The sequence below is a fragment of the Agathobacter ruminis genome, assembly GCF_002735305.1.
Lineage (GTDB): Bacteria > Bacillota > Clostridia > Lachnospirales > Lachnospiraceae > Roseburia > Roseburia ruminis.
The window spans coordinates 25268-44119 of sequence record NZ_PDYG01000042.1 but is presented as its reverse complement, the minus strand read 5'-3'; the positions used below and the strand labels follow the sequence as shown (position 1 = coordinate 44119).

Annotated in this window: 12 protein-coding genes, 1 tRNA gene and 1 pseudogene; 12 read left to right on the top strand and 2 right to left on the bottom strand. The window is 43.9% G+C overall.

The features are described 5' to 3' along the window. Window positions 1–68: 68 nt before the first annotated feature. Together alr and CSX02_RS07390 are read left to right on the top strand one after the other, a co-directional pair. Window positions 69–1256: an alanine racemase gene (alr, locus tag CSX02_RS07395; RefSeq protein ID WP_031543030.1), complete on the top strand. Its 1188-nt coding sequence runs from the start codon at window positions 69–71 to the stop codon at window positions 1254–1256. Continuing rightward, on the top strand, window positions 1249–1860 hold the full coding sequence (locus CSX02_RS07390; RefSeq protein ID WP_189281426.1) for a phosphoribosylanthranilate isomerase: 612 nt from the start codon (window positions 1249–1251) through the stop codon (window positions 1858–1860). Before alr ends, CSX02_RS07390 begins: the two co-directional genes overlap by 8 nt. Window positions 1861–1961: 101 nt before the next feature. Here the strand turns inward: CSX02_RS07390 and CSX02_RS07385 are convergent, their stop codons facing one another. Further along, a complete protein-coding gene (locus CSX02_RS07385; protein WP_099386204.1) occupies window positions 1962–3017 on the bottom strand; it encodes a hypothetical protein in 1056 nt (351 codons plus the stop codon). 245 nt (window positions 3018–3262) lie between these two features. Beyond that, entirely contained in the window at window positions 3263–4054 is a 792-nt protein-coding gene (locus CSX02_RS07380; protein WP_099386203.1) for a lytic transglycosylase domain-containing protein, read from the bottom strand. 167 nt (window positions 4055–4221) lie between these two features. On the opposite strand from CSX02_RS07380, the pseudogene CSX02_RS07375 reads away from it, so the two are divergent. The 10 genes and pseudogenes from CSX02_RS07375 to polA form a co-directional block, all read left to right on the top strand. After that, window positions 4222–5040, top strand: a pseudogene (locus tag CSX02_RS07375) (tRNA 2-thiocytidine biosynthesis TtcA family protein); the annotation flags it as partial. A 230-nt stretch (window positions 5041–5270) separates the two neighbouring features. Further along, window positions 5271–6539: a diaminopimelate decarboxylase gene (locus CSX02_RS07370; RefSeq protein WP_099386201.1), complete on the top strand. Its 1269-nt coding sequence runs from the start codon at window positions 5271–5273 to the stop codon at window positions 6537–6539. Between the two features lie 111 nt (window positions 6540–6650). After that, window positions 6651–6734: transfer RNA gene (locus CSX02_RS07365), tRNA-Leu, on the top strand. 181 nt (window positions 6735–6915) lie between these two features. Next, the gene (locus tag CSX02_RS07360; RefSeq protein WP_099386200.1) at window positions 6916–7200 is read left to right on the top strand and encodes a hypothetical protein; all 285 of its coding nucleotides are present in this window, start codon (window positions 6916–6918) and stop codon (window positions 7198–7200) included. 12 nt (window positions 7201–7212) lie between these two features. Beyond that, on the top strand, window positions 7213–8940 hold the full coding sequence (locus tag CSX02_RS07355) for an LTA synthase family protein (RefSeq protein WP_099386199.1): 1728 nt from the start codon (window positions 7213–7215) through the stop codon (window positions 8938–8940). Between the two features lie 21 nt (window positions 8941–8961). Continuing rightward, window positions 8962–11493, top strand: a complete 2532-nt coding sequence (locus tag CSX02_RS07350; RefSeq protein ID WP_189281424.1) for a YfhO family protein — start codon at window positions 8962–8964, stop codon at window positions 11491–11493. Next, entirely contained in the window at window positions 11456–12406 is a 951-nt protein-coding gene (locus CSX02_RS07345; RefSeq protein WP_099386197.1) for a glycosyltransferase family 2 protein, read from the top strand. The genes CSX02_RS07350 and CSX02_RS07345 overlap by 38 nt, the downstream gene beginning before the upstream one ends. Beyond that, complete coding sequence (locus tag CSX02_RS07340) at window positions 12366–14354, top strand: SUV3 family DEAD/DEAH box RNA helicase (RefSeq protein WP_242970440.1); 1989 nt, start codon at window positions 12366–12368, stop codon at window positions 14352–14354. The genes CSX02_RS07345 and CSX02_RS07340 overlap by 41 nt, the downstream gene beginning before the upstream one ends. A gap of 17 nt (window positions 14355–14371) precedes the next feature. Continuing rightward, window positions 14372–16168 (top strand): aminopeptidase P family protein, encoded by a 1797-nt coding sequence (locus CSX02_RS07335; RefSeq protein WP_099386195.1) that lies wholly within the window; start codon window positions 14372–14374, stop codon window positions 16166–16168. 27 nt (window positions 16169–16195) lie between these two features. Then, on the top strand, window positions 16196–18838 hold the full coding sequence (polA, locus tag CSX02_RS07330; protein WP_099386194.1) for a DNA polymerase I: 2643 nt from the start codon (window positions 16196–16198) through the stop codon (window positions 18836–18838). Window positions 18839–18852 lie beyond the last annotated feature (14 nt).

The following is an 18852-nucleotide window of genomic DNA, read 5'->3' as shown; positions in this document are numbered from 1 at the left end:
AGCATAGTCGAACCTATTGAAAAGGTAAAGAAAGACTATGACTAATACTAATAGTAGGAGATGATGAAATGTACACCGAACTCAGAAGAACCTGGGCGGAAATCAATCTGGATCATTTGAAATATAATTATGAGTCGCTCAGAAAACGAATCGGCTCAAATTGCAAATTTTTGGGCGTGGTAAAAGCGGATGCCTACGGACATGGCGCGACGCAGATCGCCCGTGAATTACAGAATCTTGGTGCGGACTATCTGGCTGTATCAAGCACGGATGAAGGACGCGAGTTGCGTGACGCAGGCATTACGATGCCGATTCTGGTATTGGGACATACCCCAAAAGATCAGGTTGCAACTTTGATCGAATATCAGATTACACAGGCCATTACCTGCGAAAGCAAAGCAATCGAATACAACGAAGAAGCACAAAAACTTGGAAAGAAGTTAAAAGTGCATATCAAACTGGATACCGGTATGTCGCGATTGGGATTTTTGTGCAACGATCAGCATTTTGAGCATGGCGTGGAAGCAATTTATCATGCTGTGACGTTACCGAATCTGGACACGGAAGGGATCTTTACCCATTTCGCGTTGTCAGATGAATATACCGATTTTGCAAAGGAATATACGCAAAAGCAATTTGATTTGTTTTGCAAAGTGATTGATGCGGTCGAGGCAAAAGGATTCCATTTTCAGATTCGTCATTGTGCCAATACAGGAGCGGTTGCAAATTATCCGCAGACATATCTGGATATGGTGCGTCCGGGATTGCTGTTGTATGGTTATGGACCGGAAGCGCATTCCCTGGGATTAAAACCGGTGATGGAACTGAAAACAACCATCAGTACCATCAAGATTTATGAGCCGGGAACCTGTGTGAGTTACGGCGCAACATGGACAAGTTCACGCAAGACACGAATGGGTGTGGTTCCAATCGGATATGCGGATGGATTGTTCCGCGCACTATCCAATCAATATGCCTTTTATACAGCAGATGGTCCGGCACCAATCAGAGGCCGCATTTGCATGGATATGTGCATGATTGATTTGACGGATGCACCGAATGTCGGTGTAGGCGATGAAGTGACGGTCTTCGGAGCACATAACTCTCTGGATGAAATGGCAAAGGCGGCAGGCACAATCCCGTATGAATTGACCTGTGCGGTCTCAAAGCGTGTACCGCGTGCCTTCTTTAAAGACGGAATTGAAATAGAACGCGAATTGAAATTGAAGATTCATGATGAGGACATCGATGAATAGAACCAAAATAAAAATCTGTGGCATCAAAACACAACAGGATATCGTGATTATGAACCGTACAAAGCCGGATTATGCCGGCTTTGTATTTTTTGAAAAGAGCAAGCGACATTTGACTTATGATCAGGCGGCTGATTTGCTTGCAAATCTGGATCATGGGATTACTCCTGTTGCAGTATGTGTTTCCCCGGATTCTGCGCGTATTGAAGCGATTGCGCGGTTGGGATTTCCAATCATACAGATTCATGGAAATTTGACGAATGAGATGATTGAACAGTGGCCAAATCAGATTTGGCAGGCTGTGAATGTTGAAGGGGAAGATCTTCCGGAGATTATGTCGCATCCGAAAATTGTCGGATATGTGGTAGATGGAGCAAAATATGGCAGTGGGCAGTCGTTTGCATGGTCGAAAGAACTCGCAAAGGCCTGTGTATCTTTGCCGCATCTGATTCTGGCAGGCGGTCTGAATGCAGAGAATGTTTGCGAAGGCATACAACTGTTCCAACCGGATATTGTTGATGTAAGCAGTGGAGTGGAGCTGCCTGAGATGGGAAAAGACGCGGCCAAAGTGGAGGCGTTTATCCGGGCGGTTCGCGAAGGTGCGTAGTTGAAACGCGTAGAGCAAAATAGACGCACAAAAGAATGATATAAGCTTAAAAAAGAAAATGGCCCGGCAGATGCCGGGCCATTTTTGGTGGTCAAAAGAGATTATGCCTGATAATCGGCTGCGACAGCCATATCGACCTGAGCGATGGTGCCTACATTGCCATTTTCATATAGGAAAATGCCGTGTCGTCTGATAATCGCATCGGTGTGATTCATGCTGTCTGTCAGTGAAAAATCAGCTGCGGAACTGCCCAGGTAGATGGCACCTACAGATGTTGATTTCAAGTCCATCATGTGGTCGGTTCCGTCCGGATTTTTGCACCAGACTTTTAATTTTGAAAATATGGAATCGGCTTCATCAATCCAGCCGTTGCCATCTTCGTCATAAGCTGCAAGATCGGCAAAGCCGTTGCCGCTTTTGGTGCCAAACAGCTCGCTGCCGTCATCGATGGTGCCGTTGTTGTTGCGGTCAAGCGCCAAAAAGCCGCTGCCTTGTCCAAGCCCTTTGATTTCTTCAGCAGTGCCATCGGCATCCATGTCGAAGAAAAATGTCTGATCATCCATTTGGATGAAATCGGAATCCACCTGTATCACCAGCGGATCGATGAGAACCGGCTGTGTAAAATCAATCTGCTGAGAAGCAGCCATTGTAAAGCTGCGCGACAGATTCATTTGCATGCCGAATTCGATGGTCCTTCCGTCTGCAGTCTGTATGATTCCGGAGGTATTTAACTGCACCGATTCATCCTCCTGAAATTCATAATGTGTCAGATAGCTTTGCGTTGAAAAGCCGAATTCATAAGTCTGTTCATTATTTGCACGATCCTCAGCATATTCATATGGATTGACAGACTCCGATGAGCAAGGGTCTCCAAAGAGCAGACGCAGAAAATACTGAAAGATTTCCTGACGCACTTTTTCGATTTTTCCCATCTGATTGGAGAAGAGTGTATTGCGCACTCCATTGGATTTGGCGGCAAGCGATTCTTTGTGTTCTGCCAAATCATCCTCCTTTGCAGACATGAGTTTTTCAAAATCGGATTGTGTGATTTTGGCACCTGTATCAACGAGGCTCGAGGAATACTCAGAAAAAGAGAGTTCGCGCTTCCTGTAACTTCGTGCAGATGCCATGTTTACATTACTTGATGTGATAATCATTCTTTTCACTCCTTTTGTGAGTAACGATGATTTCTCTTATGAGTCCGTTCAAGCAAGAAACAAAAAAAGACGAAAAGACTATGCTTTCCGTCCATGGCGTTACTGTATTGAATTGTTTGTTGTGTAAAATCCGGAGGACCACCATACTCCGGCGGGTCTTACATGTATTCCCTTTCATGTTCAGACAAAATATATATCGGCGCGAATGATGCAAAACTGAATACACTTATTTACAAAATCATCTGTCAGCTGTTGTATAATTCGACGATTTTGTCAATGTATCTGTTGCAGAATTCAGGGACACCGCCATATTTCTTGACGGTACCGGATCCTGCGTTGTATGCGGCCAGCGACAAACGCAAATCACCGTTGTATTTGTTCAGATAGTCGGCCAGCTCACATGCACCGCCGAGAATGTTTTGCTGTGCATTGTATGGATCTTTGATATTGTAATCCTCGACATTGCAAGGCATCAGCTGCATGATTCCCATGGCGCCTGCATGACTTAAGTCTTTTGGATTAAAGCTGGATTCACGATAGGCAACGGCCTTTAATAATTTGACATCAACACCGGTTGCGGCTGCAGCCTGTTCAAAATATTTTTGCAATTCATCAGAGCATTTCAAATCGCCGGTATTTTCATATCCGCTTGAACCGGTATGACTTGGACATTTCGAAGTTGTATGACCGGTGACATCAACAGGAAGGCTAGAACGGTCAACCGAGGTAATCGGGGACGTCTTGTTTGTCGATGCTGACGGGGCCGGAGCGGATGATGCGGATGGAGTCGGCTGATATGATTTGACCAGACCGAGATCATATGCAATTTTTGAATTCAGCGAAAATCCGTTCTGACCGGATTCCTTTAATTGATGAAGGATTTGATCCACTTTTAATGCGGTTTCGGTACGCTTGGCCTGTTCATAGGTTTGATGAAATGTGGCCTTGACTGAATTTTTTGAAGCATTTTCCGAAGCTTCTTTTATATTGTCGCGTACGGCATCCTGATTCAGATAATTGTAAATTTTTACATCCATCTTTTTTCCCTCTGACAAAATGCATAATAATTGTGTGCAATTAAAATGAATTTTAAGCAAACAGTAGATTTCATAAAATGTATCGGCAGATTCTTTGAAAAAATGAATACACCGTGTTATACTTGCAGATATTATTATAAAGAAACAGCGGAGAAATCGCAATGACAGAGAACAAAGATGTTGAGCGCAGTATTATAAAAACCTATAAGAAAGAAATCTGGCGTAAATTTACAAAGGCAATCAATGAATATCAGATGATTCAGGACGGGGATAAAATTGCGGTTTGTATTTCGGGCGGCAAAGATTCCATGCTGATGGCAAAACTGTTTCAGGAGTTGAAGCGGCATGGAAAGAATAATTTTGAATTGGAATTCATTGTGATGGATCCGGGATATAATGAGGAAAATTATCAGAATATCATCAACAATGCAAAACTGCTCGAAGTGCCGATTGTGCCTTTTCATACACAGATTTTTGATTCGGTGGTGGATATCAAAGACAATCCGTGTTATCTTTGCGCGCGCATGCGCCGTGGCTATCTGTATGCAAAGGCAAAGGAGCTTGGCTGCAATAAGATTGCATTGGGACATCATTTTGATGATGTGATTGAGACCATTGTGATGGGAATGCTTTACGGGGCGCAGATTCAGACCATGATGCCGAAATTGCACAGCACCAATTTCCCGGGGATGGAATTGATTCGCCCGCTTTATCTGATTCGTGAAGCGGATATCATCCGATGGATGAAGCTGAATGATTTGAAATTTATTCGCTGTGCATGCAGATTTACGGAAATGCTCGAAGCGGAAGTGGAGGAGACCAGTCAGTCCAAGCGAAAGGAAGTGAAGCGGCTAATCGCACAACTGGCCAAAACAAATCCGTATATTGAGATGAATATTTTCAGGAGTGTTGAGAATGTCAATCTGAATACGGTAATTGAATACAAAAAAGATGGTGTGCGCCATAATTTCCTCGATGATTATGATGAGATGGCAAAATATTATGAGTCGGGCGCATATCAAAAATTGCGTGAGGAGCAAAGCGGACAGGAAAAGACTGCAGATAAAAAAGATTCTGTCTGGAATAAAATTGTGAAAAGGGATCAGACTTTATTTTCTTAAGAAAATGAAATTGTACTTGAATTAGTACAATTTGTATAGTAAGATAGTGGACAATGATGTGACACTCTAATTGAATGAAGTAACAGGAGAGAACCATGAAAAAAATACCATTTGTTACAAAAGAACAGGTTGAAGAAATTGTAAAAACCTATCCGACCCCATTTCATATCTATGATGAGAAAGGAATCCGTGAGAATGCGAAAGCAGTCAAGGAAGCTTTTGCATGGAACAAAGGATTTCGTGAGTATTTTGCAGTAAAGGCAACTCCGAATCCGTATATTTTAAAGATTTTAAAAGATTATGATTTTGGATGCGATTGTTCATCATATACTGAGCTGATGCTTGCAAAGTCATGTGGCTTTGACGGAGAACATATTATGTTTTCTTCCAATGAGACTCCGGCTGAAGAATATGCATATGCAAACAAATTAAATGCCATCATCAATCTCGATGATATTACGCATATCGATTTCCTTGAGGAGATTGTGGGAACCCTTCCGGAAACCATGTCATGTCGCTTTAATCCGGGCGGGGTATTTGAACTTTCAAACGGAATCATGGACAATCCGGGCGATTCCAAGTATGGAATGACCAGAGAGCAGATTGTGGAGGCCTATAAGATTTTAAAGAGTAAGGGCGTTCGCAAATTCGGTATCCATGCATTCCTCGCCAGCAATACCGTAACCAATGAATATTATCCGGAGCTTGCAGCACAGCTGTTTGAACTGATTGTAGAGATTCAAAAAGAGACCGGATGCGATTTTGATTTTGTAAATCTTTCCGGGGGAGTTGGAATCCCATATACACCGGACAAAGAGCCGAATGATATTCGTGCAATCGGTGAAGGGGTAAGAAAAGCATATGAGAAGATTATCGTTCCGGCAGGATTGGATGGATTAAAGATTTATGCCGAGATGGGCCGCTTCATGCTCGGACCATATGGCGCACTCGTGACAAAAGCCATTCATGAGAAACATATTTATAAAGAATACATTGGTGTTGATGCCTGTGCCGCCAATCTGATGAGACCGGCAATGTATGGCTCATATCATCATGTGACAGTACTTGGAAAAGAAAATGCCGAAGCAACCGAGGTATATGATGTGGTTGGTTCGCTTTGTGAGAACAATGATAAATTTGCGATTGACCGCAAATTGCCAAAGATTGATATGGGCGATTATATCTATATCCATGATACCGGTGCGCATGGATTTGCCATGGGATATCATTATAACGGACGCCTGCTTTCCGCAGAATTGCTGCTTCAGGAAGATGGCAGTGTGAAGCTGATCCGCCGTGCAGAGACTCCGGCAGATTATTTCGCAACCTTTGACTGTTTTGAGGATATCAAGATTACAGAGTAGAAATTCAAGTCTCGTTTGCAGAATAAACCGGGGAAAAATGAAAAAAATAAATTTTTCCCTTGCGTTTATTCTGCTCTTATGATAGGATAGTTAAGTCGCAAAAAGTGATATGCCGGCATGTCGGAATTGGCAGACGAGACAGACTCAAAATCTGTTGGCTGTATGGTCGTGTGGGTTCAAGTCCCACTGCCGGCATTCAAAATGAGTTCGAAAGAACTCATTTTTTTTATGCTTATGAAAATACGATACTAAAGTACCATTAAAAAATATCCCCAAATGGGTTAATCTATTATTAGAATTACCGATGTACTATATGTAGGGTTAAATATGTTTTAGCCACACACCAATAAACAATATCTTGGGGAGACACAGGTACATGAACAAAGGCAAATTTTTGGATAATTTTTCAGGAAATAATGTTGAACTTTGTCACACATATAATGAGCGTGTCGGTAATCGGACGGTGCAGCTTTTGTTGGATGAACAGATTCCATTCACAAAGAATTGCAGAAAGATTCCTTTCTTTAAGCGCGACAAATATAATGGCGCAGAAAAGGTATGGGTCATTGAGACAAATCCGCACCGTTATGGACAGGCGCGCAGAGCCATCGACCGCCTTGATCAAGGTACAAAGGAGCGCCTTGTCCTTAGTAATTACTAAGGAAGTGCGATTATGCCAAAAACAAAAAAAGAGAGAATACAGCTTGCCGTGAACATTTTGATTGCTACGGTGGTTCCGGCAATGCTGTTTTATCTCATGGAATTCTATGAGCACAACCCATTTGTGGAAGTGCGTGCGGAAGCACAGTTTTTTAATGTCCTGATCTTTGAACTAATTGGATGGGGACTATTTTTTATATGCAAAAAAGCGATGATTTCGCTTCGCATTCTTAGCATCTGTGCGATGCTGTTCGGATTGATCAATCATTATGTCATGAAATTTCGTTCCACACCATTTGTTCCGTGGGATATTTTTTCCATCAAAACAGCAAAATCAGTGGCCGGCAATTATGATTTCACGCCCGATGTGCGTACCGTAATCGTAACCGTCTTATTTCTTGCCGTGATTGCGGGACTGCAGTTTTTTCATTTTCAAATCGAATTAAAAATCTATTATCGTCTGATTCCGTTTGCTGCCTGCTTTTTATTGACGATTCTGTTTGCAAAGCTGCTGCAGGACGATGAATTTCAGACAAAACATTATTTATATCCGTTTTTGTTTACACCGGCTTATATGACCAAAGTAAACGGCATGACGGTAACCTTTATGATGAATCTGGAATATGTGCATGTTGAGAAACCGGCCGGATATCATGCGGATGAGGCACAGGAGATTCTCGAGGAATATGATGACGATGACAGCACTGTGACGGAGGAGTATCCGAATATTATTGTCATTATGAATGAGGCTTTTTCGGATGTCGGAATTTTGTCTGATTTTCAGACAAATGAAGATTATATGCCATTTATGCACCGCGTGATGGCAGGAGAGGTCGAAAATACGATTCACGGATATTTAAACGTGTCTGTATGCGGTGGCAATACGGCCAATACGGAATTTGAATTCCTGACCGGTAATACCATGCGTTTCCTGCCGACGGGAAGTATTCCGTATCAGCAGTATGTGAAAAATGAGATGCCGAGTCTGGCCCGGTTTTTGAAAACACTTGGATATGAGACCTATGGAATGCATCCGTATTATGCGAGCGGTTGGGACAGAGATACGGTTTATCCGCTGCTGGGACTTGATCATACCGTCTTTTACGAAGACTGGTTTTACAGAAGCTATCTGCGCAGCTATATCAGCGATGCCTGTGATTTTGATATGATTCGACAGGTTTATGAGAAAAATTCGGATTCACCTTTGTTTTTGTTTAATGTAACCATGCAAAATCATGGCAGTTATTCAGATGCTTATGAGAATTTTCATCCGAATGTGACCATAAGCGGATCCAGCCAGTTTGAGCTTTCGCAATATTTGTCGCTGATTCAGGTAACTGACAGGGAACTGGCGGATCTGATTGAATATTTTAAAGAACAAAAAGAAAAGACGGTGGTGGTATTCTTTGGCGACCATCAGCCGAATGATTATACGGTCAGACCAATCTGGAGCGCTTCGGGCGACGAAGAAATCCGATATCAGGTGCCGTATATGATCTGGGCGAACTATGATATCCCGGAGAAAGAATGCGACACCAGCGCAAACTATCTGGCCGCTCAGATGCTGGAGGATCTTGGAATGCCACGCTCGAAGTATCAAAATTTCTTATTGGAGCTGGCAAAACAATATCCGATTATTTCATCTGTCCGGATGGAACAGACAGATGAGGCACAGCAGGAGATGCTGGATACTTATCAAAAATTGCAATACTATTCCATGTTTGATTACAAAGCGGATTAAATGGATGAACGGGGACTGAAAATGGAACGCATAACAAAATATATAAAACAGAAACGATATGGACTGATGGCTTTTGGAATTCCTTTTTTGATTGCTGTTTTGATTTGCATCGGCAATCGGGTTTTCCCATTTGGACCAAACAGTATGCTGCATATCGATATGTACCATCAATATTGTCCGTTTTTTACAGAATTCGCAGAAAAACTGAAGCATGGCGGAAGTCTGCTTTATACCTGGAATCTGGGGCTGGGATCGGATTATATTTCGCTATATGCGTATTATCTGGCCAGTCCGCTCAATTTTCTGCTGATTTTGTGCCCGCGTGCTTTTGTCATAGAATTTATGGAGCTGACCATTCTGTTTAAGATTGGTCTTTCCGGCATGATGATGTATTTATATCTGCGCGACCATGGCAGACTGAATTTACTTGCAAGCGCAAAGCGCAACAGCTTAAAGAGAGCCGCACTTGTCTTTTCCACGACCTATGCGCTCAGCGGATTTGTCGCAGCCTATAGTTGGGACATCATGTGGATGGACACGGTAGCACTGGCCCCGCTTGTGATTCTGGGACTGGAAAAGCTGGTAAAAGATCAGAAACCGGCATTGTATACCATCTCGCTTGCAGTTGCCATCTGGTCTAATTATTATATTGCAATTATGCTTTGCATCTTTTTGGTTTGCTATTTTGTATGGCTTTTTATGACAAAAGCAAAGGGATGGAAGGCAAAGATACTTGCAACCGGTCGCTTCGGACTGTATTCTCTGCTCGCCGGCGGCATGTCGGCGATACTGATCCTGCCGGAAATCATTGTGCTTGGATATTCCGGATCATCGATGGGAGACGGATTCCCGTCAAAGATGGAATGGTATTTTAATGTGCTTGCGGAATTTGGTCGTATGAATGTGGCAACCGATATCTATACAAGCACGGAGCACTGGCCGAATTTGTATTGCGGCGCATTTACGATCCTGCTTGTGATTTTATATGCCTTTAATCGAAAAATTTCATGGAAAAACAAACTGGCGGCATTTGCCATGGTGGCATTTTTCATGATTGGATATGCGAATAATTATCTGGATTTCTTCTGGCATGGATTCCATTTTCCAGAATCACTGCCGGGAAGACAGTCCTATCTGTTTGCATTTTTGTTGCTGACGATGGCATTTGATGCTTGGCGCAAACGCAGTTATTACAACTGGCAGATTTTTGTCGCCGTAGCGGTTGCGCTCGCATTGCTTGGTCTGTCTTATTGGAACGGGAAAGAGGAGATTACGCCATTCTGGAGTTATGCGCTGACGGCAATGTTTTTCCTGTTATATCTGCTGCTTTATCTCGTGCGCAGGAGCAAGGGCATGAAATGGTTTCTGATGCTTGTTGTATTCTCAGAGATTGCAGCCAATATGACGGCGACGGGAATCGGCGTGACCAGTCGTGTCAGCTATAAGCAAAATGATGCGGACTATGCCTACCTGCTTTCGGTTGTGCGCGACAGGGAAGGGGACGACTTTTATCGTGTGGAGGCACCGAACCGGTTGACCAAAAACGACTGCAGTTATCATTCTTATCCGGCTGCTACGGTATTTTCTTCCCTGATGAATATTGATGTCAGTCATTTTTATCAGAGTGTCTATATGGAGGGCGGCAAGAATTACTACTGCTATAACGGAGCTACCCCGCTGACTTCCGCAATGCTTTCGGTCGACTATATCATTACGCAAAATGAGTTGGCGGAGAATCCTTATTGGACATTGGCAGAACAATCCGGAAATCTGTATCTGTACCGGGCAACCTATTCACTTTCCGCAGGATATGTGATTGATTCCGGAATTCCGCAGATGTGGGACAGTGCGTATCCGACCACAAGCGACCGGATTAACAATCTGACAGAACTTACGGAACTGCTTGGTGCATCCGATCGCTATCTGCGTCTTTGTGCGCATGAAGAAGACCGGGAAGAAGGCTGTACCACAATCCATATTGAAGAGCCGGGATATTATTATGCATCTTATTTCACCAATAGCAGTGACAGATTGACGATGAGCAGTTCGCGAGGCTATCAGAGGACTTTCTCAAAGGCTTCCCACCGCTATCTGCTCGAGCTTGGAGCATGTGAAGCCGGAGATGAAATAAAGATTTCGAATGCAAAAGGTGATATTTTGCAATTTAATCTGTTTTCATTGAATGAGGAAACGGTTCAAACCGCATATGAGACATTGGCAAAAGAACAGCTTAAGGTGACCGGACATTCCGATACAACATTGGACGGCACCGTGAAGACTGAGGGCGGTCAGATGATTTTTTCGATTCCGTATGTGCCGGGATGGAAAGCTTATGTGGATGGAAAAGAGTGTGAATTACAACCGTTTGAAGATGCATTTTTGTCTCTTTCGCTGGGGAGCGGAACACATGATATTCATCTGGAATATCATACGCCGGGACTTTTGACCGGAGCTGTAATTTCTGCTTTATGTATTGCGATATTTCTGCTATTGTTAGTAGGAAGGAGATTTTTTTATGCAAAAGAAAATCAGCATTGTGATTCCGTGCTATAATGAAGAACAGGCGCTCGGAATTATTTATGAGAAACTGGTCGAAATTGCAGCACAGATGACGCAATTTGACTTTGAATTTGTATTGGTCAATGACGGATCGAATGATCATACACTCGAAGTGATGAGAACACTTGCACAAAAAGATGTGCGAGTATCATATTATTCTTTTTCGCGCAATTTCGGGAAGGAAGCCGCACTTTTGTGCGGGTTGAAAAATGCATCCGGAGATTATATCGCAACGATGGATGCAGATATGCAGGATCCGCCGGAACTGATTCCGCAGATGGTGGAAGCGCTTGAAAGCGGTGTGTATGACAATGTGGCAAGCCGTCGCGTGACGCGAAAAGGGGAGCCTTTGATCCGTTCTTTTTTCGCACGCAAATTTTATAAATGGATGCGCAAAATGACGCATATTGAGATTGCGGACGGGGCGCGCGATTATCGTATGATGAACAGAGCAATGGTGAATTCCATCCTTGCATTGCCGGAATATAATCGCTTTTCCAAAGGAATTTTTGCATGGGTAGGATATCGGACCAAATGGATTGAATTTGAAAATGTAAAGCGCAGTGCCGGAGAGACCAAATGGAATTTCTGGCAGCTTCTGCGTTATTCAGTGGATGGCATTGTGAATTTTTCGAATGCGCCGATTCGGCTGGCATCCATATTGGGAATCATGATGACCATTCTTTCTTTTTGTGCGATTATTTTTGAAGTGATTCGCGCATTGATTTTTAAAGATCCTGTTGCAGGATGGCCGAGTCTGGTTTGTATCATCACCTTTATCGGTGGAATTCAACTGTTTTGTATGGGAATTATGGGGCAATATATCTCGAAAACTTATATGGAAGTGAAGCGTCGTCCGCATTATATTGTCGGAGAGACGAATCGAGAATGTGAATACAATGGATAATAATATGAATATGATTCTGGAATTCTATGTTGAGCAATACCGCACTGCGGCGCGCACGGTCAAAAAGCCGGCGCATATCAACAAATATCTGCATCGCATGAATTCCAAAATCAGAGAATTACAAAATACACGAACTGCCAATCCGCTGCGCCTTGAAAAGCATCACAAGGATGTCAAGGCGTTGGCAGAAACCGTATATTTTCATAATGACAAGCGCGCAATCAGACGGTTTAATTTGGAATTAATGCCGGAACTGATGCGTATCGATCTGTTTGATATGAGTCCGGCCGAACTGGACTATATTACGGAAGATGTATTAAAGCGGATACGCAAAGAAAGCGGCGGTGCGCTGACCAGACAGTCGTTTGCGCAGGTATACCGCGGATATATGGCAAGGATTCTGCGCAAGCAGATTGTGGAACTCGTTCCGGCACGACCGGAGATGGAATTTGCAGAGACACACAAGATGAAGCGTCATTTTATCCTGCATATCGGTCCGACAAACAGCGGAAAGACATATCATGCACTCGAGCGTCTGAAGACTGCCGAACATGGCGTATATCTCGGACCGCTTCGTCTGCTTGCTCTGGAAGTATATGAAAAGATGAATGGTGCGCAGGTGCCATGTACCATGCTGACCGGACAGGAGTGTCTGGAAGTGCCGGATGCGCGCATCACTGCTTCTACGGTAGAAATGCTCGATATCGATCAAACCTATGATGTGGCTGTCATCGATGAGGCACAAATGGTTGCGGACGAGAGCCGTGGACATTCATGGACACGTGCAATTCTTGGCGTCAGAGCACATGAGATTCATATTTGTATGAGCCCTGCTGCGACAGATGTTGTTACGCATCTGATTCGTTTATGTGAGAATTCGGATTATGAAATCAAGCAGTATGAACGAATGACAGGACTTGAACTTGAAAAAGAACCGATTTCCTTCCCGGAGGATGTCCGTGAGGGAGACGCATTGATTGTCTTTTCAAAGAAATCGGTTTTGAATATTGCTGCGCGTCTGGAACAGCATGGCATCAATGCCAGTGTCATTTACGGCAGTCTGCCACCGGAAATCCGTCGTCGCCAGATGGAGATGTTCTTGAGCAAGGAAACCAAAGTGGTGGTCTCAACCGATGCCATCGGAATGGGCCTGAACCTTCCGGTTCGCCGCATTGTCTTCATGGAAGTGGACAAATATGACGGCAGACAGATGCGTGCGCTCGAATTGCCTGAAATCAAACAGATTGCAGGTCGCGCGGGACGATTTGGTATTTATGAGACCGGATATATCACCGCAATGGATGAGAGCAAATTGCGCTTTTTAAGCCGGCAATTGTCAAAGGAAGAGGAGCCAATCAAAAAAGTTACGCTTGGCTTCCCACAGGTATTGCTCAATATGGATGCACCGCTTGATGTCATTATCAATTTATGGAAAGATGTTAAGCCTTCGGATCCGTTTGAAAAAATTAATATTGAAGAGATGATGTTTTTGTATCAGGAGGCATATAAGAACCGCAGATATATTGTCGACTTTGATGATAAATTTGTATTATACAAGATGATTACATGCCCGATTGATATCAAAGACCGTGAGCTGGTGCGGCAATGGAATGATTATTGCGAGAATTATACTGCAGATATTATGCTGACACCGCCGACGAAGAGAAGCCGTTATGACGAACTGAGAAAATATGAATCCTATTACAAGAAACTGGATTTGTATTATCAATTCTCCATGCGCATGGGCAAACTCTACGATGGCAAGTGGCTCGAAGAAGAGAGAGAGAAGACACAGGATAAGATTATGGAGTTGCTCGCGCAGGATAAAGGGGATTTCATTCTGCGCTGCAAGTATTGCGGAAAAGTGCTGCCGCTCGATTCCGGCACGCGCTTATGCAAACGATGCAGTCAGCTGCGTGAGAACAATTGGGGATATCATTATTCGTAGAAAGGACAGGTACTATCATGTCACAAACAATCGACACAAGAATTCAACAATTACGGGAGGAAATGCAAAAGCAAAATATTGCAGTTTATGTGGTGCCTACTTCGGATTTTCACAATTCGGAATATGTCGGCGATCATTTTAAAGCACGCGAATTCATCACCGGATTTACCGGTTCCGCAGGAATTGCCGTCATCACAATGGAAGAGGCAAATCTATGGACCGATGGCCGTTACTTTTTGCAGGCGGAAGATCAGTTAAAAGACAGCTGTGTGATTTTGCGCAAGATGGGAGAAGAAGGCGTTCCTACCATTCGCGAATATATCAAAAATACCTTAAAAGAGAATGAAGTCATCGGCTTTGACGGAAGAGTCATCGATGCAAATACCGGAAATGCATTTGCAACAATTGCATCAGAGAAAAACGGCAAGCTGAAGGTGGACGAAGATCTGGTTGGAAAAATCTGGACCGACCGTCCGGAACTGTCCAAGGCGCCGGTATGGATTCTCGAAGAAAAATACAGCGGAATGAGCACAAAAGACAAGCTTGCAAAAGTACGCGAAGCAATGGCGGAAAAAGAAGCGGATGTACATCTTTTGACCAGCCTGTATGATATCGCATGGCTTTTGAATGTGCGCGGTGATGACATTGCCTGCGTACCGGTCGTATTGTCTTACCTGGCACTGACTGCAGAATCCTGCATCTGGTTTGTGCAGGAGGAGGCGCTTGATGAAAAGGTAAAAGCCTATCTGCGAGAGAATGCAATTGAGACCAGACCGTATGATGATTTTTATGCTTATGTGGAAGCGCTGCGTGACAAGACGGTTCTGCTGAACAGAGACAATGCAAATTACCGCACCAATACTTCGATTGATGATTCGGTAAAGGTAATCAGTGAACTCGAACCGACTACCACCTTAAAGGCAGTCAAGAACGAGACCGAGCTTGCAAACAATCGAAAAGCACATTTAAAGGACGGAATCGCTGTCACCAAATTCATTTACTGGATGAAAAAGAATATCGGAAAGATTCCGATGACAGAGATTTCGGCTTCCGACTATCTGCTTTCGCTGAGAGAGCAGCAGGAGGGATTCCTCGGAATCAGTTTTGATACGATTTCCGGATATGCGGCACATGGTGCGATTGTACATTATGAGGCAACACCGGAAACCGATATTCCATTGGAACCAAAGAGCTTTTTGCTTGTGGATTCCGGCGGACATTATCTGGAGGGAACCACCGATATCACCAGAACGATTGCACTTGGGGAGCTGACGGCCGAAGAGAAAGAAATGTACACCCGTTGCATGCGCAGTCATATGAATCTTGCAAATGCAAAATTCTTATACGGATGTTCCGGCATCAATCTCGATATTCTGGCGCGTGCTCCATTCTGGGAGATTGGAATGGATTACAATCACGGAACCGGACATGGCGTCGGACATATCCTGAATGTGCATGAAGGACCGAACGCGTTCCGTTGGAGAACATCTCCGGGCAGACATGAAGACAGTTGTCTGGAAGCAGGAATGATTACCACTGACGAACCGGGAATTTATCTGGAAGGTAAATTCGGTATTCGTCTTGAAAATGAATTGGTATGTCAAAAAGATGAAAAAAATGCATACGGACAATTCATGAGTTTTGAATCGATTACCTATGTACCATTCGATCTGGATGCAATTGACAAAGCACAGATGAGTGAACGGGAAATCGGATATTTGAATGCTTACCATAAGATGGTTTACGACAAGCTGGCACCGTATTTCGAAGGTGATGAGCTGGCATGGTTGAAAGAGGCCACCAGAAGCATTTAAAGTAACAGGAAAGACAGAGGAATTTTTATGGCGGAAAAATTAGTATTGATAGATGGACACAGTATTTTAAACAGAGCATTCTTCGGACTGCCGGATTTGACCAATTCGGAAGGACTGCATACCAATGCGGTATATGGTTTCCTGAATATTATGTTTAAAATTCTTGAAGAAGAAAAACCACAATATCTGACGGTGGCATTCGATGTTCACGAGCCGACTTTCCGCCATAAAATGTATGATGGATATAAGGGCACACGTAAACCGATGGCGGATGAACTCCGTCAGCAGGTCCCTTTGATGAAAGAGATGCTTCGCTCCATGGGAGTGACGGTTGTTGAACTGCCGGGATATGAGGCCGATGATATTCTTGGAACCATTTCTCATCTGGCGGAACAGCGCGGAATGCAGGTTTCAGTCATTTCCGGAGATCGCGATTTGCTACAGCTTGCGACGGAACAGATTCAAATCCGCATTCCAAAGACCAAAAAGACCGGAACGGAAATCGAAAATTATTATGCAAAAGATGTGCTCGCACGTTATCAGGTGACCCCAAAAGAATTCATTGATGTCAAGGCTTTACAGGGCGATACCTCCGACAATATTCCGGGTGTGCCGGGGATTGGAGAAAAGACAGCATCTGCGCTGATCGCGCAATACCACAGCATCGAAGCGGTGCATGAGGATGCTGCAAATGTCAAGCCGCCGCGCGCGTCCAAGAATATTCTCGAATATTGGGACCAGGCCGTGATGAGCAAAGAACTTGCGACAATTATTCTGGATGCGCCTGTCGTCTATGACTTTGAACAGGCGAAACTCGACGGCATCGCATCATTGTATACGGACGAAGCCTATAAGATGTGCAAACGTCTGGAATTTAAGAACCTGCTGTCCAGATTTGAACATGCGGACAATGCAAAAGAAGAAGCATTATCATTTACGATATTGGACAATGAGATGATTGCAAATGCATTTTTGCTGAATCTGAAAAGCGGGTTTGCATTTGCATTTACACAGACAGAGACCGGAATCGCAATTTCCATCGCTGATGGAGAGCATCTGGTTTATATTCCGAGTACCGAACAATATGAGGAACAGAAACTGGCTGCTGCATTTGCGGATGCTGTGATCCGCATTGCAAAGCAGGATGAGACTGCTGTATTTGAGACGGCTGAAGTGAAAAAGACATTGCGCTATCTGCTTACACATGGCATTTCGCTGAATCCGTATCGCAATCATTTTTATGACCGCACCATTGCAGCTTATCTGATCAATCCGACCATCGGCGATTATCCGTATGATCTGATTGCAAAGGATTATCTCGGACAATTCCTTCCTTCAAAGGATGAACTAATTGGCAAAAAGAATCATGAAATCGAGACCTATTTGTGTCATGAAGCAAATGTGACCTATCGTTCTTACCAACTTTTGCTGGACAGACTGGATGAAATGGGAATGATGCAATTGTTCCGTGAAATTGAGATGCCACTCGCCTTTGTCCTGGCTGACATGGAGCAGGAAGGTATCCTGATGGACAAGGAGACACTGCAGGAATACGGCAGAACACTTCAGGTGTCAGTGGACGCACTGGAAAGCCGTATCTATGAGGCTGCCGGGGAAAAATTTAATATCAATTCGCCAAAGCAGCTGGGTGTGATTTTGTTTGAAAAGATGGAATTGCCGGGCGCAAAAAAGACCAAGACCGGTTATTCGACTTCTGCGGATGTGCTCGAAGGATTAAAGGGATCCTATCCGATTGTTGCGGATATTCTCGAATATCGTCAGCTGACCAAATTAAAATCCACTTATGCAGATGGATTGAGCAATTTTGTAGAGGCGGACGGACGCATCCGTACCAGCTACAATCAGACGATTACTGCGACGGGACGTCTGAGCAGCACCGATCCGAACCTGCAGAATATTCCGATTCGTATCGAATTGGGCAAACAGATTCGCAAAGTATTTTATCCGAAAGCAGGATGTGTATTTATCGACTCAGATTATTCACAAATCGAATTGCGTGTACTTGCACATGTATCCGGGGATGAGAATCTGATAGAGGCATTCCGCGAAGGAAAGGACATCCATACCAGCACGGCGTCAAAGGTATTTTCTGTACCGTTTGATGAGGTTACGACGCTTCAACGACGCAATGCAAAGGCCGTGAATTTTGGTATTGTATACGGAATCAGCGCATATGGTCTGTCCCAGGATCTCGGAATCGGCAGAAAAGAAGCACAGGAATATATCGATCAATATTTTGCAACCTATCCGAAAATTAAAGAATTTTTGGATGCAACAGTGGAAGATGCAAAAGAAAAAGGGTATATTAAAACTATGTTTGGACGCATTCGTCCAATTCCGGAATTGTCCAGCGGCAATTTCATGACACGCCAGTTTGGAGAGCGTGTGGCGATGAATTCCCCGATTCAGGGAACGGCGGCGGACATCATTAAGGTGGCGATGATTCGTGTACATGACCGCTTGATTCAGGAAAATTATCAGGCACGTCTTTTGCTTCAGGTGCATGATGAATTGCTGATTGAGTCACCGGAAAATGAAAAAGAGGCCGTGATTGCGCTGCTTGAAGAGGAGATGCGTGGCGCAGCCAATCTTGCCGTGGATCTGGTTGTGGATACACAAATCGGCAAAGACTGGTACGAAGCGCACTAGCTTGGAGGAAACGG

Bases quoted from the DNA above. Each gene is read 5' to 3' on its own strand.
- alr (WP_031543030.1), top strand. From the start codon at position 69: ATGTACACCGAACTCAGAAGAACCTGGGCGGAAATCAATCTGGATCAT.
- CSX02_RS07390 (WP_189281426.1), top strand. From the start codon at position 1,249: ATGAATAGAACCAAAATAAAAATCTGTGGCATCAAAACACAACAGGAT.
- CSX02_RS07385 (WP_099386204.1), bottom strand. From the start codon at position 3,017: ATGATTATCACATCAAGTAATGTAAACATGGCATCTGCACGAAGTTAC.
- CSX02_RS07380 (WP_099386203.1), bottom strand. From the start codon at position 4,054: ATGGATGTAAAAATTTACAATTATCTGAATCAGGATGCCGTACGCGAC.
- CSX02_RS07370 (WP_099386201.1), top strand. From the start codon at position 5,271: ATGAAAAAAATACCATTTGTTACAAAAGAACAGGTTGAAGAAATTGTA.
- CSX02_RS07360 (WP_099386200.1), top strand. From the start codon at position 6,916: ATGAACAAAGGCAAATTTTTGGATAATTTTTCAGGAAATAATGTTGAA.
- CSX02_RS07355 (WP_099386199.1), top strand. From the start codon at position 7,213: ATGCCAAAAACAAAAAAAGAGAGAATACAGCTTGCCGTGAACATTTTG.
- CSX02_RS07350 (WP_189281424.1), top strand. From the start codon at position 8,962: ATGGAACGCATAACAAAATATATAAAACAGAAACGATATGGACTGATG.
- CSX02_RS07345 (WP_099386197.1), top strand. From the start codon at position 11,456: ATGCAAAAGAAAATCAGCATTGTGATTCCGTGCTATAATGAAGAACAG.
- CSX02_RS07335 (WP_099386195.1), top strand. From the start codon at position 14,372: ATGTCACAAACAATCGACACAAGAATTCAACAATTACGGGAGGAAATG.
- polA (WP_099386194.1), top strand. From the start codon at position 16,196: ATGGCGGAAAAATTAGTATTGATAGATGGACACAGTATTTTAAACAGA.